Origin of the sequence: Streptomyces sp. ME02-8801-2C (assembly GCF_033793965.1) — a bacterium.
Lineage (GTDB): Bacteria > Actinomycetota > Actinomycetes > Streptomycetales > Streptomycetaceae > Streptomyces.
The window spans coordinates 1,083,734-1,106,274 of the sequence record NZ_JARAXP010000001.1; the positions used below are offsets into that span (position 1 = coordinate 1,083,734).

Genomic DNA, 22,541 nt, shown 5'->3' on the forward strand with positions numbered 1-22,541 from the left:
GGCCGTTCGTCAGGGTCTGCGCATGCAGACCCGGGGCCAGCGGTCCAGGCCGTGCTCGGCCTCCGTGGCGCGGATCTTCCGTAGTCCCGGGGTGAGTTCGGCCTGGTCGAGGGTGCGGAAGCCCAGGCGGGCGTAGTAGGGCGCGTTCCAGGGGACCTCGTTGAAGGTCGTCAGGGTGAGGTGGGTCAGGCCTTCGTCGCGGGCGCGCTCGGCCGCGTACGCGAGCAGTGCCTTGCCGATGCCCCGGTGCGCGAAGTCGGGGTGGACGGAGACCTGTTCGACGTGGAGGGCGTCGCCGTCCACCGGTTCGGCGATCAGATAGGCGACGAGGCGGTTCTCGTCGTCGGCCGCGACCCAGGCGCGGCCCTCTTGCCGGTATCGCTCCAGCACCTCGAGGGCCGGGGGTTCGTCATCGGCGATCTCCGCGATGTCCGCGGTCTGCACGTGGGGATGTCCGTTTGCTGCGGCGTCGTCGTGGCTGGTCGCGCCGTTCCCCGCGCCCCTTGGGGGCGCTGCGGTGCCCAGGGTTCGGAAGAGGGAGCCGGCCGCGCGTTCGATGGCGCGTAGGGCGGGGAGTTCGGCCGGGGTCGCGGTGCGGATGCGCATCTGTCGAGTATCCGGCGGGGGAGTCTTTCGGGCACCTGGATATCCGTCCTCCGCACGGCCGTTGACGGGTTCAGGCTCCGGTCTCGTCCAGGTCGTCTGCTGGGGTGTTCACCGGTTGTGGGGTGCCGGTGAGGTCGAGGACGAAGAGGGGGATTCCGAGGTCGTCGGCGCGGGTGCGGGCCTCGTTCTCGAAGCCGGCGAGGGAGAAGTAGACGCAGGTCGAGGACTCCGTCATGGCCGTCAGCCACAGGCACTCGATGTCCCGCAGGGTCGCCGGGTTCACCGTCGGGTCGACCTGTGCCAGGACCCCGCGGGCGGCGAGCCCGACGCCGGACGTGGGTCGTTGGTCCGCGCGGCGGATGTCCTGGTAGCCGAGCCAGCGCAGATAGAGGGCGGCGGCGGTGACGGCGTCGCGCGCGGTGCGGATGGTGACGGGCTGGAAGGCGCGCCGGGGGCGGGCCGAGGAGCGCGGGACGCGCAGGGCGCCGGGGAGTTTCGCGGTGCCCTGCGGGGGCCCGGTGTCCGGAGCGGAGCGGGTCACCGGGATACGCAGGACCGTGCCGCACGGGCAGCCCAGTTCGGGGTACGGCCACTGGTCCTGCCGGTCGCAGGCCGTGCAGCGCACGGTGAGCCACTGCTCGTCCCAGACGCGGTGGGTGACGGCCGTCGCGGAGGCCCGTTCGTCGAGGGACGGGCTGACCGGCGCACCGCACGCGCACGGATAGGACGGCGCCGCGTACAGATGCTCGCGCAGGCAGGCCGGGCACCGCACCGGCATGCTCTCGGCCATGGCCCACTCCACTAAGTGACGTCGGGGTCAGAGCCCATCGTGCTCCACCTGACCCCCGCTTGTCCGTCTCTTGACGGCCTTTCCGGCCCCACTTACATTGTTTCCAGATAACAGAAAACAAATTCCGCAATGCGGAATTTGTTGCGGGACTTCAGAGTTCTTCACACTCTCCGCGGGGCGCGACGGGAGTACGAATCCGAGGAGTTGCTCCATGGCACGTATGACCGCTGCCCGCGCGGCAGTCGAGATCCTCAAGCGGGAGGGCGTCACGCACGCGTTCGGTGTCCCCGGCGCGGCGATCAACCCCTTCTACGCGGCGCTCCAGGCCGCCGGTGGCATCAACCACACCCTCGCCCGCCATGTCGAGGGCGCCTCGCACATGGCCGAGGGCTACACCCGCACCCGCCCCGGCAACATCGGCGTCTGCGTGGGCACTTCGGGCCCGGCCGGCACCGACATGATCACCGGGCTGTACTCCGCGACCGGCGACTCGATCCCGATCCTCTGCATCACCGGGCAGGCCCCCACCACGGTGATCCACAAGGAGGACTTCCAGGCCGTCGACATCGCCTCCATCGCCCGGCCGGTCACCAAGATGGCCACCACCGTGCTGGAGGCCGCGCAGGTCCCCGGAGTTCTCCAGCAGGCCTTCCATCTGATGCGGTCGGGCCGTCCCGGGCCGGTGCTGGTCGATCTGCCGGTCGACGTCCAGCAGACGGAGATCGAGTTCGACCCGGAGACCTACGCACCCCTCTCCGTCCACAAACCGGCCGCGACCCGCGCCCAGATCGAGAAGGCCCTCGCGATGCTGAACGCCTCGCACCGGCCGCTGATCGTGGCGGGCGGCGGCATCATCAACGCCGACGCGGCCGAACTCCTCGTGGAATTCGCCGAGTTGACCGGCGTCCCGGTCGTCCCCACCCTCATGGGCTGGGGCGCGCTGCCGGACGACCACGACCTGAACGCCGGCATGGTCGGCCTCCAGACCTCGCACCGCTACGGCAACGCCACGTTCCTGGAGTCCGACTTCGTCCTCGGCATCGGCAACCGCTGGGCCAACCGCCACACCGGCCGGCTCGACGTCTACACGGCCGGCCGCACCTTCGTCCACGTCGACATCGAGCCCACCCAGATCGGCCGCATCTTCGCTCCCGACTACGGCATCGCCTCCGACGCCAGGGCCGCGCTGGAGCTGTTCGTCACGGTGGCAAGGGAGTTGAGGGACACGGGCGGCGGCCTCCCGGACCGCTCGGAGTGGGCGGCGGCGACCCAGGAACGCAGGGCACGCCTCCAGCGGCGTACCCACTTCGACGACATCCCGATCAAGCCGCAGCGCGTGTACGAGGAGATGAACAGGGCGTTCGGCCCCGAGACGCGGTACGTGACGACGATCGGCCTCTCCCAGATCGCCGGCGCCCAGCTGCTGCACGTCCAGCGGCCCCGCCACTGGATCAACTGCGGCCAGGCGGGCCCCCTCGGCTGGACGATCCCGGCCGCGCTCGGTGTCGCCGTCGCCGACCCGGAGGCGTCCGTGGTGGCCCTCTCCGGGGACTACGACTTCCAGTTCATGATCGAGGAGTTGGCGGTCGGCGCCCAGCATCGCATCCCGTACGTGCACGTCCTGGTGAACAACTCCTACCTCGGGCTGATCCGGCAGGCGCAGCGGGCTTTCGACATCGACTTCCAGGTCAACCTGGAGTTCGAGAACCTCAATTCGCCCGAACTGGGCGTCTACGGCGTCGACCACGTCAAGGTCGCCGAGGGGCTCGGCTGCAAGGCGATCCGGGTGACGGACCCGGCCGAACTGGCCACCGCCTTCGAGCAGGCCAAGAAGCTCGCGGCACAGCACCGGGTCCCGGTGGTCGTCGAGGCGATCCTGGAACGCGTCACGAACATCTCCATGTCGACGACCAACGACATGGGCAACGTGGTGGAGTTCGAGGACATCGCGACCGAGCCGGGCCATGCGCCGACGTCGATCAGGGCGCTGAAAATCTGACGTCGAGGGCGGGGGAGCTGAGATGAGGGGGGTGCCCGTGTGGGCACCCCCCTCATCTCTTCTCGTTCTCTTCTCGGCTCGGAGGTTTCCGGGTGGCGCCGACGCCTGGGCGCGACAGGACAGTTGTCGGCGCCGGCACCGCCCGGAAGATCAGAGGCCGGCGCCCGACAGCCGCTCCACGCCCCGCAGCAGGGCCGAGTGGTCCAGGCCCCCGTCGCCCTGCGCCCGCAGGGACGCGACGAGTTGGGCGACCACCGCGCCGACCGGCAGCGCGACGCCGACCGCCCGGGCCGCGTCCGTGACGATGCCCATGTCCTTGTGGTGGAGGTCGATCCGGAAGCCCGGGGCGAAGTCGCGGTCCAGGAAGTTGTCCTTCTTGCGGGCCAGGACCGTCGAGCCGGCCAGCCCGCCCCCCAGCACCTCCAGCGCCGCCCTCAGGTCCACGCCCGACCTCTCCAGGAAGACCACGGCCTCGGCGCACGCCTGGATGTTCACAGCGACGATCAGCTGGTTCGCGGCCTTCACCGTCTGGCCCGAGCCGTGCGGACCGCACAGCACGATGGTTCGGCCCAGCGTCTCGAAGAGCGGCATCGCCGCGTCGAAGTCGGCCCGTTCGCCGCCGACCATGATGGACAGCACGGCCTCGACCGCACCCGCCTCACCGCCCGACACGGGCGCGTCCAGCACCCGGACGCCCTTCTCGGCCGCCGCCTTCGCCAGATCCACCGACGTCCGCGGGGTGATCGACGACATGTCGACGAGCAGCGTGCCGGGCCGCACGTTCGCCAGGATGCCCTCTGGGCCGTACGCGATCGCCTCGACCTGCGGGGACGCGGGCACCATCGTGATCACCACGTCGGCGTCCCGCACCGCCTCGGCGATCGAGCCCGCGGCCGTGCCGCCGGCCGTGACGAGGCGGTCGAGCTTGTCCTGTTCCAGGGTGAAACCGGTGACGTCGTAGCCCGCCTTGATCAGGTTCTCGGACATGGGGGAGCCCATGATGCCGAGACCTATCCAGGCGACCTTGGGAAGACTGCTCATGAGGGGGCGCCTCTCTGCTGCCGGTCTGCTGCCGGTCTGTTGCTGGTCTGCGCTGGTCTGCTGCTTTCACTGCTGTGTTGCCGCCCTGCGATGTCAGGGGGTTCGGTGCGCCTCGCGCGGCAGCCAGTCGAACGCCTCGGCGCTCGGCCGGTCGCCCGGCTTGTACTCGAGGCCCACCCAGCCGTCGTAACCGGCCTTGCGCAGGTGGTCGAGGTGGTCCGCGAGGGGGAGGGTGCCGGTGCCGGGGGCGCCTCGGCCGGGGTTGTCGGCGATCTGGACATGGCCCGTCTTCGCGGCGAAGCGGTCGATCACCGACGGGAGGTCCTCGCCGTTCATGGACAGGTGGTAGAGGTCCATCAGGAAACGGGCGTTGCCGAGGCCGCTCGCCTCGTTGACCCGGTCCACGACCTCCACGGCGGCCGGCGCGCTCACCAGCGGATACCGGGGCGACTCCGGCTTGTTGAGCGCCTCGACGAGAAGGACCGCGCCGATACGGTGCGCGGCACGCGCCGCGAGTACCAGGTTCTCCAGCGCCAGCGCGTCCTGCTCCGCCGGGTCCCCGCCCTCGATCCGGTTGCCGTAGAGCGCGTTGAGCGCGCCGCAGCCCAGCGACTCGGCCAGACCCGCGGCCACCTCGATGTTGGCGCGGAACCGCTCGGACTCCTCGCCCGGCAATGACAGGGCGCCCCGGTCCGGGCCCGGCAGCTGTCCGGCGTAGAAGTTCAGGCCGTTGAGGCGCACCCCCGCGTCCTCGATCGCGGCCCGCAGGGAGTCCAGCTCGGCGCGGGGCGGGGTGGGGCAGTCGAGCCAGGGCCACCACAGCTCGACCGCGGTGAAACCGGCGGCCCGGGCCGCCGCCGGGCGCTCCAGGAGCGGGAGTTCCGTGAAGAGGATCGACAGGTTGACGTTGTAGCGCTGCTCTGGGAATTCCATGGCCGTCGGCGCTCTCTCTAATTCCGTATCGTGGAAGTTAATTTCTGTCTTATGGAAGACTGCCGCCGAATGTCCGGGGTTGTCAAGGGGGTTCGCTCGTGTGGCGGCCTGGTCAGGGGGCGGTTAGGGCCGTGTCCCCGCTGCCCGCTCTGGCGGCATGGGGCGGGACGCTCGCCGTGCTGACCGTACTGGCCGTGTCGCTCGCCCGCGCACTGGGCGGCGCCGGTTCGCGGGGCGCCGTCGCCGACCCGGTGCCGACGGCGAACTCCCTGCGAGGGTAGGCGAGTTCGCGGTGCCGGACACCGGTTCGGCAACCACGGAGGCGGCGCGCCGGTGTGTGCCACAGGGGAGTCCGTTAGGGTCGTGTCCCAGCGGCTGGGACACGACCCGACGGAAGAATGTGCACAGTGCGACTGCGAGTGGAGTTCACGACCGAGCCCTTCGACCTCGACGAGGCACCCGCCCACGCGCTGGTCGCCCGTGAGGTCATCGAGGCGGCCGAACTGGACGCGGTGGACGTCGGCCCGTTCGGCAACACCGCCGAGGGACGCGCCGACGCCGTGCTCACCGCCCTCGACGCGGTGCTGCGCCGGACCCTCGAGGCCGGCGCCACCCGGATCTCGCTCCAGGTCAACGTGATCGACGGGGAGAACGGCCGGTGACCGGCGTCGGGGACGGCTCCGGCGGCGCGGCGTTCGTCGCGGCCGTGAAACCGCTCGTCGACGCCATGGGCGGCGAACTGCTCCCGCCTGGCCAGGCCGGCCCCGACGACGTCGTCCTCGCCTGGGAGGGCGCCGACGTGATCGCCGTACGCCTGCCCCAGCTCGCCGACTCGCTCGACCACATCCTGGCCGCTCTCGAGCGCGGGCACGGCAAGCCGCTGGCCGAACTGGACCGCAAGGCCAAGCAGGAGACCGTACGGATACTCGAGGCGCGCGGCGCCTTCTCCGTGCGGCACGGGGTCGAGACCGTGGCGAGCGCCCTCGGGGTCAGCCGTTTCACGGTCTACAACTATCTCAACTACGCCAACGAGCAACGGGCCAAGGCCCGGGCCGGCGACGAACAGTCCCGGCAGGACGGCTGACCCGGCGCCTCGCGGCCACTGTTCAGTCGATGCCCCGCCAGATGTGCGGCTCCCGGCGGCAGGCGTCCTCGTCCTCTCCGGCCAGCACGACCACCTGCGGGGCGTTCCCGGGCGGCGCGGTCCCAGGCGGCGCGGGCACGGGCTCGTGGGCCAGGGGCGCGCGGCCCGGGATCTCAGGGGTTTCACGGCCTTGCCGTGGGCGTCGTTCGCGCTCCGGTGCCGGGACGACGACCGTTGCTGTGGGAACTGTCAAGGCGAACACCTCCAGGGACACTTCTGGGAAAGGACGACGCCGCGGCCCGGCCGCAGGCGGTGCTCACACCCCCAGCCGTCGGCCCAGCGGCCCACGGGCCAGCACCAGGGCCACCCCCGCCGCCAGCAGGACCAGGCTCAACGCGAGGAAATACGCGGCGGACGGGGACTCGTCGCCCGACACCTTCAGGGCGTTGCCGCCCAGTCCGCCGCCGAGCGCCCCCGCCAGCCAGAACAGCCCCACCATCTGGCTGACGAAGGTCGCCGGGGCCACGGCGGTGGTCGCGCTCATCCCGACCGGGGCGAAGGCGACCTCCCCGGCGGCCAGCAGCAGGAACGCGACCACCAGCCACCACGGGGACACCAGGCCACCCTCCGCCGAGCCGGTCCGCCACGCGGCCAGCGCCATCACCCCGAAGGCCAGCGCCGTGCACGCCATGCCGATCGCGAACTTGACGGCGGTGCCGATCCGGTCCCCCGCGCGCTTCCACAGCGCGGCGAACAGCGGGGCGGTGAGCAGGACGAACAGCGGTGTCGCGGACTGGAACCAGCTGGTGGGCACGGTGAAGCCGAGCACCGAACGGTCCGTGGACTCCTTGGCGAAGATCGCGAAGACGGAGCCGCCCTGCAGGAACATCGCCCAGAACAGGGCCGAGGCGAGGAACAGCCAGATGTAGGTCTTCACCCGGATCCGCTCCTGCGCGGTCAGCAGCGGGTTGCGGATCAGCCGCCAGAAGAACACCACCGGTACGACGACGGTCAACAACCCGATCAGCCCCATGACATGGGCGATCTTGAAGGTCCCCATGGCCGCGTCCGTGCCGTAGACGATGACGACCACGGCCAGCGTGAGGCCGACGGTCCGCAGCACCCTGGCCCGCTGGGCGGGGGTGGCGGCGCGCTCGGGGGTCCGGCCGGTGTCGCCGAAGTGGTGCGAGCCGCGCACGTACTGGACCAGCCCGATGGCCATGCCCGCGGCGGCCAGCCCGAAGCCCAGATGCCAGTTGACGGTCTCGCCGACCGCCCCCACCACGACGGGCGCCGCCAGTGCGCTGACCTGGACGCTCATATAGAAGATGGCGAAACCGGCGTCCCGGCCGGCCCGGTCCCGCGGAGCGTAGAAGGCGCTCAGCAGGTTGGCCATGTTGGGCTTGAGCAGCCCGGTGCCGCCGGCGATCAGGAGCAGGCCGGGGTAGAAGAACACGTGCCCCGGCAGGGCCAGCGACACATGTCCGAGTCCGATCAGCACGCCCCCGTAGAGGACCGCGCGGACGGAACCGAACAGCCGGTCGCCGAGCCAGCCGCCGGGTACGGAGGAGAGGAACACCGAGGCCATGTAGAGGCCGAAGAGCAGCGTGGCGTCCTCGTTGGTCATCCCGAGCCCGCCGTCGGCGGTCGGCTCCGTCGCGTAGAGGACGAGGATCGCGGTCATCCCGTAGAAGCTGAACCGCTCCCAGATGTCGGTGCCGAACAGGGTGGTGAACCAGCGGGGCCAGCCCAGCAGTCCTTGTCGGCCGGTGTGTCCGGACGGACCTGACGGCTGGACGGGGGACTTGGCCGGCGCGGTCATGGCTCCTCCAACGGGTCACTGGGAGAGGAGCAAGGCTCCCGCCGAGGTGTCGGAGGCTGGTCGAGGACGGCTCGAAGTGTCTCTTCTTGAGCGGGTGTTGAGTCCGGGCACGGAGACTGGGCGGTCCGAGTCGAGCCCGTTCCGTGCAGGAGGTCAGTCAGATGCCGGATTCCCTTCCCTTCCGTGTGATGCTGCGGATGGAGATCGTGCCTGGTCAGGGAGCTGAGTTCGAGAAGGTGTGGGAGGAGGTGGGGCGGGGGATCGCGGCGCAGCCGGGGAGTGTCTGTCAGTCGTTGGCTCGGTCGGTGGATGAGGAGGACGTGTATCACGTCGTCACTGACTGGGTTGATGCGCCCAGTTTTCATCTGTTCGAGCACAGTGAGGCGCATGTGGAGAATCGGCGGCGGCTTGCTCCGTATCGGCGGGGTGGGGAGATGTTGCTCAGTCAGACGGTGTGTCTGTTGGAGGGGGCGTCGGGGCGGGGGGTTGGGGGGTAGGGGTTTTCGCCCCCGCCGCCCCTACCCGTCCCATCCCGTTCCTGGGGGTTGCGCCCCCAGACCCCCCTCCGGCCCTGAACGGGCCTTGTCCTCAAACGCCGGACGGACTGGTAACGCGGGCCGGGCCCACAAGTGCCGCTCGGCCGAAGGTGCCGTACGGCCGAAGGTGCCGTACGGGCTTGAAAGAGTTGGTGTGGCCGCTGGGTGCCGCGCGTCTTGGAAGGGGGACGGCGGTACCCAGCGGCCTGGCGTCCGGCCGGGTGTCAGGTTGCCGGGGGGACGCTGCTCAGTGTTTTTCCACCTTTACTTCCGGCAGGGCCCTGGCCAGTGACTTCGGCAGCCACCAGGCGTGCGCGCCCATCAGGCGCATCGCCGCCGGCACGATCAGACAGCGGATGAGTACGGCGTCCACGAAGATCGCCACCGCGAGTCCGAAGCCGAACTGACGCAGCATCCGGTCCGGGCTGAGCATGAAGGCGCCGAACACCACGATCATCACCGCGCCCGCCGCGGTGACCACCGCGCCGGTGTGCGCGAGGCCCTCCCGGACCGCCTTGGCCGCGTCCTTCGAGCGCAGCCACTCCTCGCGCATCCGGGAGACGAGGAAGATCTCGTAGTCCATGGAGAGCCCGAAGACGATCGCGAAGATCATGGTCGGGATGAACGCCTCGATGGGTCCGGGCTCGGCGCCCAGCCAGCCGTGCTGGAAGACCAGGGCGACCGCGCCGAGGGCGGCGCCCACGCTCACCAGGTTGAGCAGGGCGGCCTTGAGCGGGATCAGTACCGAGCGGAACACCATCGTCAGCAGGACGATCGAGAGGCCGATCACGATGGTCACGAACAGCGGCAGCTTGCCCCCGATGGTCTCGGAGAAGTCGATGACCGACGCCGTCGCCCCGCCGACCAGGTACTCGGCCTTCGTCTGCTCGGCCACCCCGGGCAGTACGTCGTCCCGCAGCCGGTGGACGAGGTCCGTCGTCGCGGTGTCCTGCGGCGCGGTCTTCGGGATGGCGAGGAGCATGGCGGCCTTGCCGTCCTCGGTGGGGATCGGGCCGTTGACCAGCGCGATGCCCGGGGTGGTCTTGAGCGTGCCCGCGGCGGCTCCCGCGGCCTGTACGGCGTTGTCGCCCTCGGCCACGATCACCAGCGGCCCGTTGAACCCGGGGCCGAAGCCCTTCGCGAGCAGGTCGTACGCGACCCGGCTGGTGGTGCCGTCCGGGTCGTTGCCGGCGTCCGCGAGGCCGAGCCGCAGGTCCGCCGCGGGAACGGCGAGCGCGCCCAGCGCCACCAGGGGCAGCACCAGAGCCGCCCACGGCCGCTTCTGTACGGCCTCTCCCCAGGCCCGCCAGCGCGTACCCTCCTCGGCGCGGCCCTTGGCGGCCCGCTTCTCCTCGCGCGCCGTGAACTGGCGGGCGAAGCGCTTGCCGAAGATGGCGAGCAGCGCGGGCAGCAGGGTCAGCGAGGCCACCATCGTGAGCAGGACGGTCAGCGCGACCGCGAGTGCCATGCCGCGGAGTGAGCCGAGGCCGAGGGCGACCAGTCCGAGCAGCGCGATGATCACCGTGCAGCCGGCGAACAGGACGGTCCGTCCGGCGCCCTCCAGTGCCCTGCGCTCGGCTTCCTCCGGGTCGACCGCCTTGACCAGCTCGGCCCGGTAGCGGGCGAAGATCAGCAGCGCGTAGTCGATGCCCACGCCCAGACCGACCAGGGCCATGACATACGGCGAGTAGCTGGCGATGGTGAACTGGTGCGAGGCGAGCACGATGATGCCCAGCGTGGCGCCGACCGCGAACACCGCGGTGATGATCGGCAGGCTCGCGGCGATCACCGTGCCGAACATGAACAGCAGGATCACCAGCGCCGCGAAGACTCCGGCGCCCTCCGCCCCGCTGCCCTGGTTCTCGCCCAGTTTCCGCGCGGCTTCACCGCCCAGCTCGACCTGGAGCCCGTCCTTCTGGATCTCCCGCGCGGTGTCGAGGATCTTCTTGCTCTGCTCGAGGGGCACGTTCTCGGACGGCCGGTCCAGCTCCACGGTGGCGTAGCCGACGGTGGCGTCGGCCGAGATCGCCGACCGGTCCTCGTACGGGCTCTGCACCTGGACGACGCCGGGCAGTCCGGAGACCTCCTTCAGCATCCCCGCGACCGCGCTCTCGGTGCCGGGGGTGCGCAGGCCGTCCTTGTCGTGGAGCACGATGTCGACGGTGTTCCAGGCGTTGCCCGCGCCGTGCTCCTTCAGGACCTCGAGGGCGTTCTGCGTCTCGGTCCCCGGCAGCGAGTAGTCGTCCCGGTAGCGGTCGCCCGCCTGCGAGGCGCCGGCCCAGACGCCGACGAGCATGACGAGCCAGAGGATCAGCGCGGTCCATCGATGCCGGTTGGCGAACCCCGCGATACGGGAGAAGACCCCGGCCTGATCGGACCGGACCGCGGAGGCGGTCCCGGGTGGACGAGTAGACATGATGGTCGCGATCCCCTTGTCGGACGAGATGGGGAGTCATCAACGCAGCTGGCGCTAGTGTCCGTGTACAGCCGCACTAGAACGCGCCCCCCGTCCGAGTCGCCGGCTGCCACCAGATGTCAGCAGCTGTCACCAGGGGATGGTGCCGTCCTTGCGCAGGAAGACCCCCGAGGGGCCGTCCTGCGGCAGCAGAGCGGCGTCGGCTATGTGCCGCGCGGCTTCCTGGGGGGTCTGTTCGGCGTCCGGGCGCATCCGGGTCCTGACCATCCCCGGGTTGACGGAGTTCACCAGTACCCCGCTGCCCTCCGTCTCCTTCGCCAGCATCACGGTCAGCGCGTTCAGCGCCGTCTTGGAAGCGGAGTAGGCGGGGCACTGCGCGGCGGGGCCGTACGCGAAGGACGCGGCGCCACTGGAGACGTTGACCACTCTGCCCCAGCCGCGCTCCACCATGCCCGGCAGAAAGGCCTGCGCCATCCGCCAGGCGCCCAGCAGGTTCACCTCGAGGGTGTACCGCACCTGGTCCAGATCGACGGCGGAGGGCGCAACGCCCCAGTCCAGCTGCACACCGGCGTTGTTGACGAGGACGTCCACGGGCCCGGCGTGCTTGACCGCCCGGTCGACCGACGCCTGGTCGGTGACGTCGAGGGCGAGCGGGACGACCTCGGTGCCCAGGCCGCCGGCGGCCTCGACCGCGGTGCGTTCGTCACGTGCGGCCAGCACGACCCGGTGTCCCCGGGCGTGCAGTTCGGCGGCGACCGCGAGGCCCAGGCCCCGGTTCGCTCCGGTCACCAGTGCGGTACGGGTAGGGGGCACGTCGACTCCTGATCCGGGGGCGGACATGGGGACATGGGACGTGCGTGAGCATGCGGGGTGTGCCTGGAGGACCGCTCAAGCGGGCGGTGAGTGGGCGGGAAGCGGAGGGTGTGCCTGGAGCGGGACTCGAGCCGCGCTCGAGCCGAAGTCGACCGATAATCGGGCGTAACTCCAGTATGCGGCCCCATCATTGCCCAATGACCGGTAGCCACAATTACATGACCGACGATCACAGGGGAAGTGACGAGAGCGACTCCACGGTGACAGGAAACGGCGAGAGCGGACAGGGCCCGGCGGCGCCGAAACGCCCCCGTACGATCCGACGCAGGATCCTGCTGGCGACGGCCGGCCTGCTGGGTGTCGGCCTGGTCGGCGGCGGGGCGTACGCGATCAACTTCGCCCGGGTGTACAGCGGGCGCAAGCTCAGCAACGTCGGCGAGCTCTCCTTCGCCAACAAGGTGAGAATCCCTCCGCTGTTGGAGGGCGAGGACGACGGCTCCGGACGCCATGTGTTCAAGCTGACCGCCCAGACGGGGGAGAGCCGGCTGCTGCCCGGCAGGCAGACACCGACCTGGGGCATCAACGGGGCTTTCCTGGGGCCGACGTTACGGGCCCGCCGGGGGCAGAAGGTGGCGGTCTCGCTCACCAACCGTCTTCCGGAAGCGACCACCCTGCACTGGCACGGGATGCATCTGCCCGCCGAGATGGACGGCGGCCCGCACCAGATGGTGCAGCCCGGAGCCGTCTGGAACCCCGAGTGGGAGATCGCCCAGCCCGCCGCGACCCTCTGGTATCACCCGCACCCGCACCAGAGCACGGCCGACCATGTGTCCCGGGGCCTGGCGGGCCTCTTCATCCTCGAGGACGACGACGCGGACCGGGCCGGTCTCCCCAACTCCTATGGTGTGGACGACATTCCGCTGATCCTGCAGGACCGGCAGTTCAACGACGACGGCACCATCGACCTGCGTGGGGCCTCCTTCATGGAGAGTCTGGCGGGGGTGGGCAGCCCCGGTGTGCTCGGCGACACGATCCTGGTGAACGGCACCTACGACCCGCATGTCCGGATCTCCACCACGCTGGTGCGGTTCAGGCTGATGAACGCCTCCGGCGCCAGGACCTACAACCTGGGGTTCACCGACAGCCGCGAGTTCCATCTGGTCGCCCAGGACAACGGGCTGCTGGAGCGGCCCCTGCCGCTGCGCAGGCTCCAGCTGACACCGGGTGAACGCGCCGAGGTGGTGGTGGCCTTCAAGCCGAAGGAACGCGTCGTGCTGCGCAGTTTCGAGCCGGAGCTGGGGCTCTCGTTCCCGACCGACCGGCTGGGCGGCGGGGACGACACCTTCGACATGATCGAGGTGCGGGCGGGGGACCGGCTCACCCGGTCCCGGCCGCTGCCCGACACCCTGCGCGGGGCCCCCGCCGCCATCGGGGTCCCCGAGAAGCCGCGCACCCGCACCTTCGAGTTCAACAGCTTCCTCATCAACGGCAAGAGCATGGACATGAGCCGTATCGACGAGGTGTGTCCGGCCGGGAAGGTCGAGATCTGGGAGGTGACCGGCGACGCGGAGGTGGTGCACAACTTCCATGTCCACGGGGCCACCTTCAACGTCATCGAGTACGCGGGCAAGAAGCCCGAGGCCTGGCAGCGGGGTCCCAAGGACACCGTGCGCGTGCCTTCGGGGGGCACCGTGCGACTGGCGGTCAGTCTGCCGACCCACATCGATTCCAAGATCCCGTACATGTACCACTGCCACATCCTGCGTCACGAAGACCTGGGAATGATGGGGCAGTTCACCGTGGTGAAGCCGGGGACGGAGAACAGGGCCCCACGGACGATCGACAGCGCACACCACTGACCGGCTCCTTGCCGGACAGGCGGTTGTGGCATCGAGCGCCGTACCCGGCCCCGGGTGCGGCGCTCCCGTATTCACTTGACAATCAAGTATCTCGACCCTCAAGATAAGAGAGTCCCCGGACGCCATGGAAGTCGGCGTCCGAGGAGCGACAAGCCGAATCCAGATCAGGAATGCTGCCGGCCCGCGGGCCGATCCAAGACGACGAGGTGGACTGATGCGTGACCTGGAGACGACCCGGACAAGGAGTGCGGTCCTGATCGGCTGCGGCATCGCCGGACCGGTCTTGGCCCTGTTCCTGCAGAGGGCGGGCATCGAGGCGGTCATCTACGAGGGGAAAGAGGAACCCCGCGACGAGGTCGGCGCCTTTCTGAACCTGGCACCCAACGGACTGGCCGTACTGGACACCCTGGGCATCCGTGAGGACGTCGAGCGGGTCGGCAGCCAGACCACCAGCACCGCCTTCCTCAACCACCACGGCAAGAAGCTCGGCGAGAACCCGGCGGAGACCCTGCTGCTGAAGCGGGGCCTGCTCAACAAGGCCCTGCGCGAGGCCGCCGTGAAGCGCGGTGTCCGGCTGGAGTTCGGCAAGTTCTTCAAGAGCGTGGAGGAGACCGCCGACGGCGTCCGGGTGCACTTCGCCGACGGCTCCACCGCCGAGGCGGACATCCTCATCGGCTGCGACGGCATCCACTCCAAGACCCGGTACACCGTGATGCCCGACGCGCCCCACCCCGAGTACACCGGGGTGATCGGCACGGCCGGGTACACCCGCTCCAAGGACGCCGCGCCGGCCGACGGCGTGATGCGGATGTCGTTCTGCTACAAGGGGTTCTTCGGCTACCAGACCATCCCGGGCGAGGAGGTCTACTGGTTCGAGAACTACCACCAGGCCGAGGAGCCCGCGCGGGGCGAGACGGAGGGGACCCCCCACGAGGAGTGGAAGGCCCGGCTGCTGGAGCGCCACCGCAAGGACCATCACCCTGTTTCGGCCATCATCGACTCCACGCCGAGCGGCATCATCGGCTACCCCATCTACGACATGCTGACGCTGCCGCTGTGGCACCGGGGCAGGGTCTGCCTCGTCGGTGACGCGGCCCATGCCACCTCGCCGCACGTGGGGCAGGGGGCGTCGATGGCCATGGAGGACGCGATCGTCCTGGCCAAGTGCCTGCGCGACCTGCCCACCCCGCAGCAGGCGTTCGCCGCCTTCCAGTCCCTCCGCCAGGAGCGGGTGGAGAAGATCATCAAGGAGGGCCGCAGGACCGGCAACCAGAAGGCGGCACCCAACGGCCTCCAGCGCGCGGTGCGGGACCTGGTGCTGCCGTTCTTCCTGAAGCTCGGTGTCAAGGCGACCATCCCCGTCTACACCTACCGGGTGGCCTGGGACGAGAAGGTGACCGAGAAGACGGTGGCCGCCGCCCGGTAGACGGACGACGGCCGGTGGAGCCGGCAGGGCCGAGGCCCTGCCGGCTCCCTCTTTCTCCTCGTGTTGTCAGTGGTCAGTGGTCGGTGTGCGTGGAGATCTGCACGTAGTTGCCCTCGGGGTCCGCGACATAGGCCTGACGCTCACCCCACGGCTGGTTCCTGGGGGTCATGAGCACCTTGGCGCCGGCGGCTTTGGCCTTGGCGAAGGCCGCGTCGACGTCGGGGACGAGCACCGCGACGTCCGACTGCTTGTGCGTGGACTTCCCGATGTGCGGCAGGCCCGTGTACGTCTTCATCGTGTCGTACGACGAGAAGGTGATGTAGTAAGTGCCTTCCTTGCTCACGGTGCCGAACATCCCGGGCCCCTCCGCGGGGAACCGGAAGTCCACCGTGAAGCCCAGGGCCTTGCTGTAGAAGTTGAGCATCTTGTCGACGTCGCCGGTGTACAGGTTCGGCTGCCCGTAACGGGTCGCCGCGGCGACCACGTCGGCCTTGTCCTGCTTGGCTTCGGTGGCGTTCGAGACGCTGCCCAGGCCGACCATCAGCAACGTGGACACGGCGGTCCCCGCAGCCCATCTTCGCGCGTTCAACGACGTCCTCATCTGGTGACTCCTTTTGCTGTGAAATGAGCGGAGCTCATTGAGTCAGAAGGCAACCGAATCGACCTCGTGCATCACTCGAGAAGCTCATCGAGTTCATCTCCACCCCTCTTCCAGCGGCCGGCGCGACGGTGAGGCACGGCATCCCACCCTGCTACCGCGTCCCGGCGACGCAGAGATTGGAGAGCTCATGCGCGACTCCACCCAGATCCTTGTCATCGGGGGAGGTCCCGCCGGCTCCACGGCGGCCGGTCTGCTGGCCAAGGAGGGATTCGAGGTCACGCTGCTGGAACGGGACAAGTTCCCGCGTTATCACATCGGCGAGTCGATCCTGCCCTCGTGCCGGCCGATCCTCGAGTACCTCGGCGTCTGGGACAAGGTGAACCGCCACGGCTTCCAGCCGAAGGGCGGTGCCTACTTCTTCTGGGGCCCGGAGGAGTGGGAGGTCAACTTCAGCGGGCTCGGCGCGGACGGCACCAACGCCTGGCAGGTGGTGCGTTCGGAGTTCGACGAGATCCTGCTGCGCCACGCCGCCGAGCTGGGTGTGACGGTGGTGGAGGAGACCACCGTCAAGGAGGTCCACTTCGAGGACGGCCGGCCGGTGGCCGCCACCTGGGTCGACTCCAAGGACCCGGGCCGGTCCGGCCGCATCGGCTTCGACTACGTGATCGACTGCTCCGGCCGCACCGGGCTGCTGGCCGCCCGGCAGCACAAGAGCCGGAAGTACCACGAGGTGTTCCAGAACGTGGCCGCCTGGAGCTACTGGAAGGGCGTCAAGCGGCTCGACCGGGGCCCGGACGGCGCCATCACGGTGGCCTCAGCCCCCGACGGCTGGTTCTGGGTCATCCCGCTGCACGACGGCACCACCAGCGTCGGACTGGTCACCGGACGGGACATCTTCAACGAGAAGAAGCGCGCCCAGGGCGGCATCCAGCAGGTCTACGACCAGGTCGTCACCGAGTGCCCGCAGGTGGCGGCGCTGCTCGAAGGTGCCGAGCAGGTGTCCGGAATGAAGGTCGAACAGGACTACTCCTACACCGCCGAGCGCTTCTGCGGCCCCGGCTACCTGCTCAGCGGCGACGCGGCCTGCTTCCTGGACCCGCTGCTGTCCACCGGCGTCCACCTGGCCACGTACAGCGGGATGCTCAGCGCCGCCGCACTGTCCAGCGTGCTGCGCGGAGACGTCGCGGAGGACGAGGCCTGGGAGTTCTACCAGACCGTCTACCGGCACGCCTACGAGCGGCTGTTGGTGCTGGTGTCCGTGTTCTACGAGAGCTACCGCGGCAAGGAGCACCACTTCTACAACGCCCAGCGGCTCACCCAGCACCAGCGCGACAGCCTCGACCTGCAGGAGGCGTTCAACCGCATCGTCACCGGCATCGCCGACATGGACGACGCACAGGACGTGTACGCCAGCGTCCACGCACACCTCAACGGCGCCGAGAGCGGCGACCCCAATCCCCTGGCCAACCTCAACAAGGTCCACGAGCAGAAGCAGGCCCCGATGAGCCCGGCCAACGCCGTGGGCGGCCTGTACCTGTCCTTCGGGCCCAGCCTGGGCCTGCGGCGAGCGGAAGGAGGGACGGCCCGATGACCACGACGACCCGGCCCACAGCGGTCTCCCCCGAGGACATCACCAAGATCAGCGGCCTGGGCCACAGCTTCACGGTCTCCAAGCTGCTCCTCAGCGCCGTCGAGGTCGGGGTGTTCACCGCACTCGCGGGCAGTGCCGAGGGCAGCGCCGAGACCGAGGAACTGCGGGCCGCCACCGGGCTGCACGCCCGCTCGGCCACCGACTTCTTCGACGCCCTGGTGGCCCTCGGGCTGCTGGAGAAGAAGGAGGGCCGCTACTACAACAGCGCACTGGCGCAGGCATGCCTGGTGCGCGGCGAGAACTACCGGGGCGGGTTCCTGGACGGCGCCAACTACGTGCTCTACCCCGCCTGGGGACGGCTCACCGAGGCGCTGCGCACCGGAAAGCCCCAGGCCGAGGGCGACTTCGAGGAGATGCTGAACGACCCCCGGGCGCGGCAGGCCTTCCTCACCATGCAGGACGCCCTCAGCTCCCCGCTGATACCGCAGCTGCTGGAGGCGGTCGACTTCAGCGACTTCCGTACCCTCGCCGACATCGGCGGTGCGCGCGGCAACCTCGCCGGGCTCATCCTGGGGGCGAGGCCCGAGCTGACCGCCCAGGTCTTCGACCGGCCCCAGAACGCCGAGCCGTGCGCGGAGCACGCCAAGACCCTCGGGGTGGACGGCAGGCTCGACTTCGTCGGCGGGGACTTCTTCGCCGACCCCCTGCCCGCGGCGGACGTGCTGGTCATCGGCCATGTGCTCGCCGACTTCTCCGTCGACGAACGCAAGCAGCTGGTGGCGAAGGCCTTCGAGGCCGTCAGCCCGGGCGGTGCGCTGCTGGTGTACGACCCGATGCCGGGGGACGAACCCCATCTGCCCGCGCTGGTGTCCAGCCTGCACATGCTGGTGATGACTCCGGCGGGGGCGGGCTACCACCCCGGCGACTGCGAACAGTGGATGCGGGTGGCCGGCTTCGCCGATGTCACCAGCCATCCGCTGCTGCTCGGCAACACCCTGCTCGTCGCCCGCAAGCCCGCCTGAGGGGAGGGAGCCCGCCATGGAGATAGGAGTGGGGCTGCCCACCACGGTTCCCGACGTCGACGGGAAACGGCTCACCACCTGGGCCAGGCAGGCCGAGAACCACGGCTTCGCCAGTCTCGGCGTGCTGGACCGGCTGGTGTACGACAACTACGAGTCGCTGACCTCGCTCGCCGCCGCGGCCGCGGTGACCGAGCGGATCCGGCTGGTCTCCAGCATCCTGATCGCCGCGTACCGGCCGGGCACGGCGGTCCTCGCCAAACAGGCGGCCACCGTCCACGCGCTCTCCGGCGGGCGGTTGACGCTGGGCGTGGCGGCCGGTGGCCGGGAGGACGACTTCCAGGCCACCGGGGCGCGCTACCGGGATCGCGGCCGGCGGCTGGACGACATGATCACCGAGATGAAGGCCATCTGGGCGGGCAAGGGACCGGTGCCCGGCATCGGTCCCTTCTTCCCGGACGGCAACGCTCCCGAGCTGATCGTGGGCGGACACACGCCGGCCGCGATGGCCAGGGCCGCCCGCCACGCTGACGGCTGGATCGCCGGAGGCAGTTCGGCCACCGGGTACGCGGAACTCGCCGACCGGGCCCGCCAGGCCTGGGGGACCGAGGGGCGCCCGGAGAAGCCCCGGCTGGTCGCCCTGACGTACGCGTGCCTGGGCCCCGGCTCCCGTGAGGTGGCCGAGCGCTATCTGCGGGCGTACTACGCCTTCATCGGGCCCAAGGCCGAGATGGCCGCCAAGGCGGTCGTCATCGGTGCGGAAGCGCTCCGCGAGACGGTGTCGGCCTACGCGGAGGCGGGCTGCGACGAGCTGCTGGTCTTCCCCTGCACGGCGGACCCGGCCCAACTGGAACTCCTCGCGGAGGCCGCCCTGCGCTGACCTCCGCACGTCCCGGCCCGAGCCGGGCGGATCGGCCTCCCCGCCGGTCCGCCCGGCTCGGCGTGTGCGGCGTGCGTGGCGTGTGTCACAGACAGACGGCAAGGTCCTCCACGGGCGACGCCTGTGGAGGACCTTGCCGTTCCGCTCGAACAAAGGGTGTAGGCGGTTACTTCTCGGAGAGCGGTGGGCGTGCCCCGGTGACGGTCCTGCCGAGGGGCGCCGACTGGTCGCGGGCGGCCAGGTCCTGACGTATCCGTTCGTCGGGGTAGACGAACGGCAGCAGTACGCCCGCCATGGCCGTGGTGACCAGGGCCATCACGACCATGAGGGAGTAGAGGGGCTGATCCAGCACACCGATCTGGAGCCCGACCGTCAGCACGATCAGCTCGGTCAGGCCACGGGTGTTGATGAGGACGGCGAGCACGGCCGAATGCCGGGGTCGCACCCCGTTGAACCGGGCCCCGAGGAAGGCGCCGACGAACTTGCCGCCGATCGCCACCAGCAGGATGAGCCCCAGTTCGCCGAACGCCGTCGCGTTCATCGACGACAGGTCGACCTTGAGGCCGGCCACCATGAAGAACACCGGGAGCAGCAGGATCGAGCAGAGCTGCTCCACTCGGGGCAGGGCGTACCGGCGGAGCCTCGAGGCGCCCTCGCGCGGCATGACGATGCCGAACAGGAACGCTCCGAAAATCAGGTGCAGTCCCATCCAGTCGGTCGCCCGGGCCGACAGCCACAGGCCCGCGCCGACGGCGAGCAGTACGCCGGCGTCGGCGAGCCGTCCGGTCACCCGCCCGGTGGGCCTGCCCGTCGAGGCCTCGCGCTTGGCCAGCCGGGCCAGCAGCGGCCGTACCACCCACACCAGCGCGGCGGCGTAGGGGAGGACGAGCAGGATCTGCCAGGGGGCGCCGCCGGCGCCGGCCAGTGCCGCCACGGCGGCCAGCATCGACCAGGCGAGCACGTCGTCGACGGCCGCGGCGGCGAGTGCCAGTCCGCCGATGGGTGTGTCGATGAGGCCCTTGTCGGTCAGGATGCGGGCCAGCACGGGGAACGCCGTCACGGACATCGCCGTACCGAGGAACAGCACAAAGGCGAGCCGGTCGCCGGTGGGATGGTTCGCGACGAGACGCAGGGCCAGCAGCGCTCCGAGGGAGAACGGCAGGACGACCGCGCTGAGCGACACGCTGACCGCGATGCGGCCCTGACCGCGCAGCAGGCCCCTGTTGAACTCCAGGCCGACGAGGAACATGAACACGCACACGCCGATGTTGGCCAGCGTCGTCAGGGACGGCCGGACGTCGGCGGGGAAGAGGAACGAGGTGATCTCGCCGTCGAACAGCGTCGGGCCGAGGAGGATTCCGCCGAGGATCTCGCCGATCACGGCGGGCTGCCGCAGGCGCCGGGCCAGCGCGCCGAGCAGCCGTGCCACCCCGACGATCACCACCAGGTCGAGCAGCAGCCTCGCGGTCGTGCTCAGCTCCATCGGGCGTCCCCTTCCTCGTCGGAGGACGCCGGGGCTGTTCCCGGTATCACCGCGAGGCCGGCGAGCGGCACTTCAGTCTGGTCCTGGGTCATTGCGTGGCTCCCTGTGGTCTTGTGGCCTGCCCGTCCGGAGACCGGCGGGCAGGCCGCGAAGGTAAGGGGAGCCCCTCAAGACCTCGTCGACTGTCAGACGATGTCCTTCGGCCTGGGGCCCGGGAGGGAGGGGTCGGGGAGGGCGGGGTGGTCGCCGTCGCGGTGCGCCCTGCGGGCCTCCTCGACGAACTCGCGGGAGAACATCGTGCTGAGGTTCGCCATGCCGCCGCGTGAGATCCGGATCTCGCTGTGCTGCAGCCGCCCGGTGAGCCGGATGCGCCGTCCGCTGCCCGGCACATGCCGCTCGATGTCCTTGACCTTGGAGCGGTCGGGCAGCTCCAGCTCCCGCTCGTCGACCACGGCCCCGTCCGGGACCAGCAGCTTGACCGTGGAGCGCTCGGCGTCCAGGTGGACCACGATCTCGCCCTCGGGGATCCGGTGGGAGCGCAGGTCGAGGTGGAGCGAGGCCCGACGTGCGCGGACCTCGATCCGCCGGGCCTCGGTCCAGTGTCCGAGCTTCTTCTCGCTGACGTAGAAGGTCTCCACGCGGACGGTGTCCCCGTGGTCGGAGGTCTCGAGGTGTTCGGTGTTGGGCTGTGCGGAGTTGGTCTGTGCGGAGTCCTGCGGGCTGTTCATCACAGTGTTCCTTTCTGGAACCCGGGCAACATTCCCGATTTCTTGCGCCTTCTTGCGGCTTGATTTTCCTTGGGAGTCAACTATCTTGACCTTCAAGGTGTACCTCTATCTTGAAGGTCGAGATACTTGAATGTCAAGTGAAGCGGTGGACGGCCCGACGAACGAGGCGCTGTACTGGGAACTCGCCGGCGAGATCCGCGCCCTGCAGGGCGCGGTGGAGGCGGTCGACGCGGCAGCCGCCGCCCGGCTGGGGGTGAACCAGACGGATCTGCGCTGCCTGGACGTACTGCTCCAGCGGGAGAGCGCCACCCCCGGGGAACTGGGGACGGCGCTCGGACTCACCACCGGCAGCGTCACGGCCATGCTGGACCGGCTGGACAAGCTGGGCTATCTGACCCGGGAACCGCACCCGGACGACCGGCGCAGGTCAGTCGTGCGGCCCAGCGAGCGCACACGGCGGGCCGCCGAGGAGATCTACCGGCCGCTCGCCGAGGAGGCGGTCGAGGGGCTCCGGCGCTACTCGGAGACCGAACTGCGGCTGCTCCTGGACTTCGTCCGGGGCAGCCGCGAGGTCCAGGAGAAACACGTGGCCCGCATCCGCGGCTGAACGCGCCCCCCGGCGCTGGGGGCTGCGATGCCGAAGGGGCGGGGGTCACTGTTGGGGGTGCGTCGCCCGGCCCTCCGGGTGGTGCCGGGGGTCGGGGCGGGGAACGCGCGGCCGTGGTTCACGCCGCGGGCCAACGCGCGGCCGTGGGTTACGCCGCCCTGCCACGCGCGGCCCGTATTCGTGGCTGAATGCCACAGGCCCCGGGGGCCGCGACGCCGAAGCGACGGAGCTGGCGGGGCCGGAGGGGTGCAGGCCGGCGTCGCCCCGGCCCTTCTGGGTGGTGCCGCGAGCCGGCGGGCGGGGATGC

22 protein-coding genes are annotated in these 22,541 nt (G+C 70.1%); 11 read left to right on the top strand and 11 right to left on the bottom strand.

The genetic code is table 11. The annotated features are described in order from the left end of the window. Positions 1-9 precede the first annotated feature (9 nt). On the bottom strand, positions 10-606 hold the full coding sequence (locus PV396_RS04550; protein ID WP_319200517.1) for a GNAT family N-acetyltransferase: 597 nt from the start codon (positions 604-606) through the stop codon (positions 10-12). A 70-nt stretch (positions 607-676) separates the two neighbouring features. Continuing rightward, positions 677-1,396 (bottom strand): hypothetical protein, encoded by a 720-nt coding sequence (locus PV396_RS04555; protein WP_319200519.1) that lies wholly within the window; start codon positions 1,394-1,396, stop codon positions 677-679. 211 nt (positions 1,397-1,607) lie between these two features. Between PV396_RS04555 and gcl the strand changes: the two genes are divergently transcribed. Further along, positions 1,608-3,395 (top strand): glyoxylate carboligase, encoded by a 1,788-nt coding sequence (gcl, locus tag PV396_RS04560; RefSeq protein WP_319200521.1) that lies wholly within the window; start codon positions 1,608-1,610, stop codon positions 3,393-3,395. Between the two features lie 150 nt (positions 3,396-3,545). Here the strand turns inward: gcl and PV396_RS04565 are convergent, their stop codons facing one another. Together PV396_RS04565 and PV396_RS04570 are read right to left on the bottom strand one after the other, a co-directional pair. Beyond that, a complete protein-coding gene (locus PV396_RS04565; RefSeq protein WP_319200524.1) occupies positions 3,546-4,436 on the bottom strand; it encodes a 2-hydroxy-3-oxopropionate reductase in 891 nt (296 codons plus the stop codon). Positions 4,437-4,529: 93 nt separating this feature from the next. Next, complete coding sequence (locus PV396_RS04570; protein WP_319200526.1) at positions 4,530-5,369, bottom strand: TIM barrel protein; 840 nt, start codon at positions 5,367-5,369, stop codon at positions 4,530-4,532. A gap of 131 nt (positions 5,370-5,500) precedes the next feature. On the opposite strand from PV396_RS04570, the gene PV396_RS04575 reads away from it, so the two are divergent. The 3 genes from PV396_RS04575 (at position 5,501) to PV396_RS04585 (ending at position 6,453) form a co-directional block, all read left to right on the top strand. After that, positions 5,501-5,650: a hypothetical protein gene (locus PV396_RS04575; RefSeq protein WP_319200528.1), complete on the top strand. Its 150-nt coding sequence runs from the start codon at positions 5,501-5,503 to the stop codon at positions 5,648-5,650. A 126-nt stretch (positions 5,651-5,776) separates the two neighbouring features. Beyond that, the gene (locus PV396_RS04580) at positions 5,777-6,031 is read left to right on the top strand and encodes a hypothetical protein (RefSeq protein ID WP_319200530.1); all 255 of its coding nucleotides are present in this window, start codon (positions 5,777-5,779) and stop codon (positions 6,029-6,031) included. Further along, complete coding sequence (locus PV396_RS04585) at positions 6,028-6,453, top strand: helix-turn-helix domain-containing protein (RefSeq protein WP_319200532.1); 426 nt, start codon at positions 6,028-6,030, stop codon at positions 6,451-6,453. The genes PV396_RS04580 and PV396_RS04585 overlap by 4 nt, the downstream gene beginning before the upstream one ends. Positions 6,454-6,475: 22 nt before the next feature. Here PV396_RS04585 and PV396_RS04590 read toward each other — a convergent pair whose 3' ends face one another. Together PV396_RS04590 and PV396_RS04595 are read right to left on the bottom strand one after the other, a co-directional pair. Further along, a complete protein-coding gene (locus PV396_RS04590) occupies positions 6,476-6,706 on the bottom strand; it encodes a hypothetical protein (RefSeq protein ID WP_319200533.1) in 231 nt (76 codons plus the stop codon). A 63-nt stretch (positions 6,707-6,769) separates the two neighbouring features. After that, positions 6,770-8,275 carry an oligopeptide:H+ symporter gene (locus PV396_RS04595; protein WP_319200535.1) on the bottom strand — a complete coding sequence of 502 codons (1,506 nt, stop codon included), beginning with the start codon at positions 8,273-8,275 and terminating at the stop codon, positions 6,770-6,772. 188 nt (positions 8,276-8,463) lie between these two features. On the opposite strand from PV396_RS04595, the gene PV396_RS04600 reads away from it, so the two are divergent. Further along, entirely contained in the window at positions 8,464-8,772 is a 309-nt protein-coding gene (locus PV396_RS04600) for an antibiotic biosynthesis monooxygenase family protein (RefSeq protein ID WP_319200669.1), read from the top strand. A 286-nt stretch (positions 8,773-9,058) separates the two neighbouring features. On the opposite strand, the gene PV396_RS04605 is transcribed toward PV396_RS04600, so the two are convergent. Together PV396_RS04605 and PV396_RS04610 are read right to left on the bottom strand one after the other, a co-directional pair. Next, entirely contained in the window at positions 9,059-11,227 is a 2,169-nt protein-coding gene (locus PV396_RS04605; RefSeq protein ID WP_319200537.1) for an MMPL family transporter, read from the bottom strand. Between the two features lie 129 nt (positions 11,228-11,356). Beyond that, a complete protein-coding gene (locus PV396_RS04610; RefSeq protein WP_319200539.1) occupies positions 11,357-12,040 on the bottom strand; it encodes an SDR family NAD(P)-dependent oxidoreductase in 684 nt (227 codons plus the stop codon). A gap of 218 nt (positions 12,041-12,258) precedes the next feature. Between PV396_RS04610 and PV396_RS04615 the strand changes: the two genes are divergently transcribed. Both PV396_RS04615 and PV396_RS04620 read left to right on the top strand, forming a co-directional pair. Then, complete coding sequence (locus PV396_RS04615; protein ID WP_319200541.1) at positions 12,259-13,899, top strand: multicopper oxidase family protein; 1,641 nt, start codon at positions 12,259-12,261, stop codon at positions 13,897-13,899. 214 nt (positions 13,900-14,113) lie between these two features. Further along, positions 14,114-15,325 (top strand): FAD-dependent monooxygenase, encoded by a 1,212-nt coding sequence (locus PV396_RS04620; RefSeq protein WP_319200543.1) that lies wholly within the window; start codon positions 14,114-14,116, stop codon positions 15,323-15,325. 73 nt (positions 15,326-15,398) lie between these two features. Here the strand turns inward: PV396_RS04620 and PV396_RS04625 are convergent, their stop codons facing one another. Then, positions 15,399-15,926 carry a VOC family protein gene (locus tag PV396_RS04625; RefSeq protein WP_319200545.1) on the bottom strand — a complete coding sequence of 176 codons (528 nt, stop codon included), beginning with the start codon at positions 15,924-15,926 and terminating at the stop codon, positions 15,399-15,401. A gap of 187 nt (positions 15,927-16,113) precedes the next feature. Between PV396_RS04625 and PV396_RS04630 the strand changes: the two genes are divergently transcribed. The 3 genes from PV396_RS04630 to PV396_RS04640 are packed head-to-tail and all read left to right on the top strand — an operon-like array spanning position 16,114 to position 19,416. Beyond that, positions 16,114-17,517: an NAD(P)/FAD-dependent oxidoreductase gene (locus tag PV396_RS04630; RefSeq protein ID WP_319200547.1), complete on the top strand. Its 1,404-nt coding sequence runs from the start codon at positions 16,114-16,116 to the stop codon at positions 17,515-17,517. Then, positions 17,514-18,539 (top strand): methyltransferase, encoded by a 1,026-nt coding sequence (locus PV396_RS04635; protein WP_319200550.1) that lies wholly within the window; start codon positions 17,514-17,516, stop codon positions 18,537-18,539. The genes PV396_RS04630 and PV396_RS04635 overlap by 4 nt, the downstream gene beginning before the upstream one ends. Positions 18,540-18,555: 16 nt before the next feature. Then, positions 18,556-19,416, top strand: a complete 861-nt coding sequence (locus PV396_RS04640; protein ID WP_319200552.1) for an LLM class flavin-dependent oxidoreductase — start codon at positions 18,556-18,558, stop codon at positions 19,414-19,416. A 166-nt stretch (positions 19,417-19,582) separates the two neighbouring features. Here PV396_RS04640 and PV396_RS04645 read toward each other — a convergent pair whose 3' ends face one another. Both PV396_RS04645 and PV396_RS04650 read right to left on the bottom strand, forming a co-directional pair. Further along, positions 19,583-20,899: a cation:proton antiporter gene (locus PV396_RS04645; protein WP_319200554.1), complete on the bottom strand. Its 1,317-nt coding sequence runs from the start codon at positions 20,897-20,899 to the stop codon at positions 19,583-19,585. Between the two features lie 185 nt (positions 20,900-21,084). Continuing rightward, positions 21,085-21,627 carry a hypothetical protein gene (locus PV396_RS04650; protein ID WP_319200556.1) on the bottom strand — a complete coding sequence of 181 codons (543 nt, stop codon included), beginning with the start codon at positions 21,625-21,627 and terminating at the stop codon, positions 21,085-21,087. Positions 21,628-21,757: 130 nt separating this feature from the next. Here PV396_RS04650 and PV396_RS04655 point away from each other — a divergent pair, with 130 nt between their 5' ends. Further along, a complete protein-coding gene (locus tag PV396_RS04655) occupies positions 21,758-22,234 on the top strand; it encodes a MarR family transcriptional regulator (RefSeq protein ID WP_319200558.1) in 477 nt (158 codons plus the stop codon). Positions 22,235-22,541 lie beyond the last annotated feature (307 nt).

Excerpts from the sequence above, each read along its gene's own strand:
- PV396_RS04550 (WP_319200517.1), bottom strand. The coding sequence starts at position 606 with ATGCGCATCCGCACCGCGACCCCGGCCGAACTCCCCGCCCTACGCGCC.
- PV396_RS04555 (WP_319200519.1), bottom strand. The coding sequence starts at position 1,396 with ATGGCCGAGAGCATGCCGGTGCGGTGCCCGGCCTGCCTGCGCGAGCAT.
- gcl (WP_319200521.1), top strand. The coding sequence starts at position 1,608 with ATGGCACGTATGACCGCTGCCCGCGCGGCAGTCGAGATCCTCAAGCGG.
- PV396_RS04565 (WP_319200524.1), bottom strand. The coding sequence starts at position 4,436 with ATGAGCAGTCTTCCCAAGGTCGCCTGGATAGGTCTCGGCATCATGGGC.
- PV396_RS04570 (WP_319200526.1), bottom strand. The coding sequence starts at position 5,369 with ATGGAATTCCCAGAGCAGCGCTACAACGTCAACCTGTCGATCCTCTTC.
- PV396_RS04595 (WP_319200535.1), bottom strand. The coding sequence starts at position 8,275 with ATGACCGCGCCGGCCAAGTCCCCCGTCCAGCCGTCAGGTCCGTCCGGA.
- PV396_RS04600 (WP_319200669.1), top strand. The coding sequence starts at position 8,464 with ATGCTGCGGATGGAGATCGTGCCTGGTCAGGGAGCTGAGTTCGAGAAG.
- PV396_RS04605 (WP_319200537.1), bottom strand. The coding sequence starts at position 11,227 with ATGTCTACTCGTCCACCCGGGACCGCCTCCGCGGTCCGGTCCGATCAG.
- PV396_RS04615 (WP_319200541.1), top strand. The coding sequence starts at position 12,259 with ATGACCGACGATCACAGGGGAAGTGACGAGAGCGACTCCACGGTGACA.
- PV396_RS04620 (WP_319200543.1), top strand. The coding sequence starts at position 14,114 with ATGCGTGACCTGGAGACGACCCGGACAAGGAGTGCGGTCCTGATCGGC.
- PV396_RS04625 (WP_319200545.1), bottom strand. The coding sequence starts at position 15,926 with ATGAGGACGTCGTTGAACGCGCGAAGATGGGCTGCGGGGACCGCCGTG.
- PV396_RS04630 (WP_319200547.1), top strand. The coding sequence starts at position 16,114 with ATGCGCGACTCCACCCAGATCCTTGTCATCGGGGGAGGTCCCGCCGGC.
- PV396_RS04635 (WP_319200550.1), top strand. The coding sequence starts at position 17,514 with ATGACCACGACGACCCGGCCCACAGCGGTCTCCCCCGAGGACATCACC.
- PV396_RS04640 (WP_319200552.1), top strand. The coding sequence starts at position 18,556 with ATGGAGATAGGAGTGGGGCTGCCCACCACGGTTCCCGACGTCGACGGG.
- PV396_RS04645 (WP_319200554.1), bottom strand. The coding sequence starts at position 20,899 with ATGGAGCTGAGCACGACCGCGAGGCTGCTGCTCGACCTGGTGGTGATC.
- PV396_RS04650 (WP_319200556.1), bottom strand. The coding sequence starts at position 21,627 with ATGAACAGCCCGCAGGACTCCGCACAGACCAACTCCGCACAGCCCAAC.
- PV396_RS04655 (WP_319200558.1), top strand. The coding sequence starts at position 21,758 with ATGTCAAGTGAAGCGGTGGACGGCCCGACGAACGAGGCGCTGTACTGG.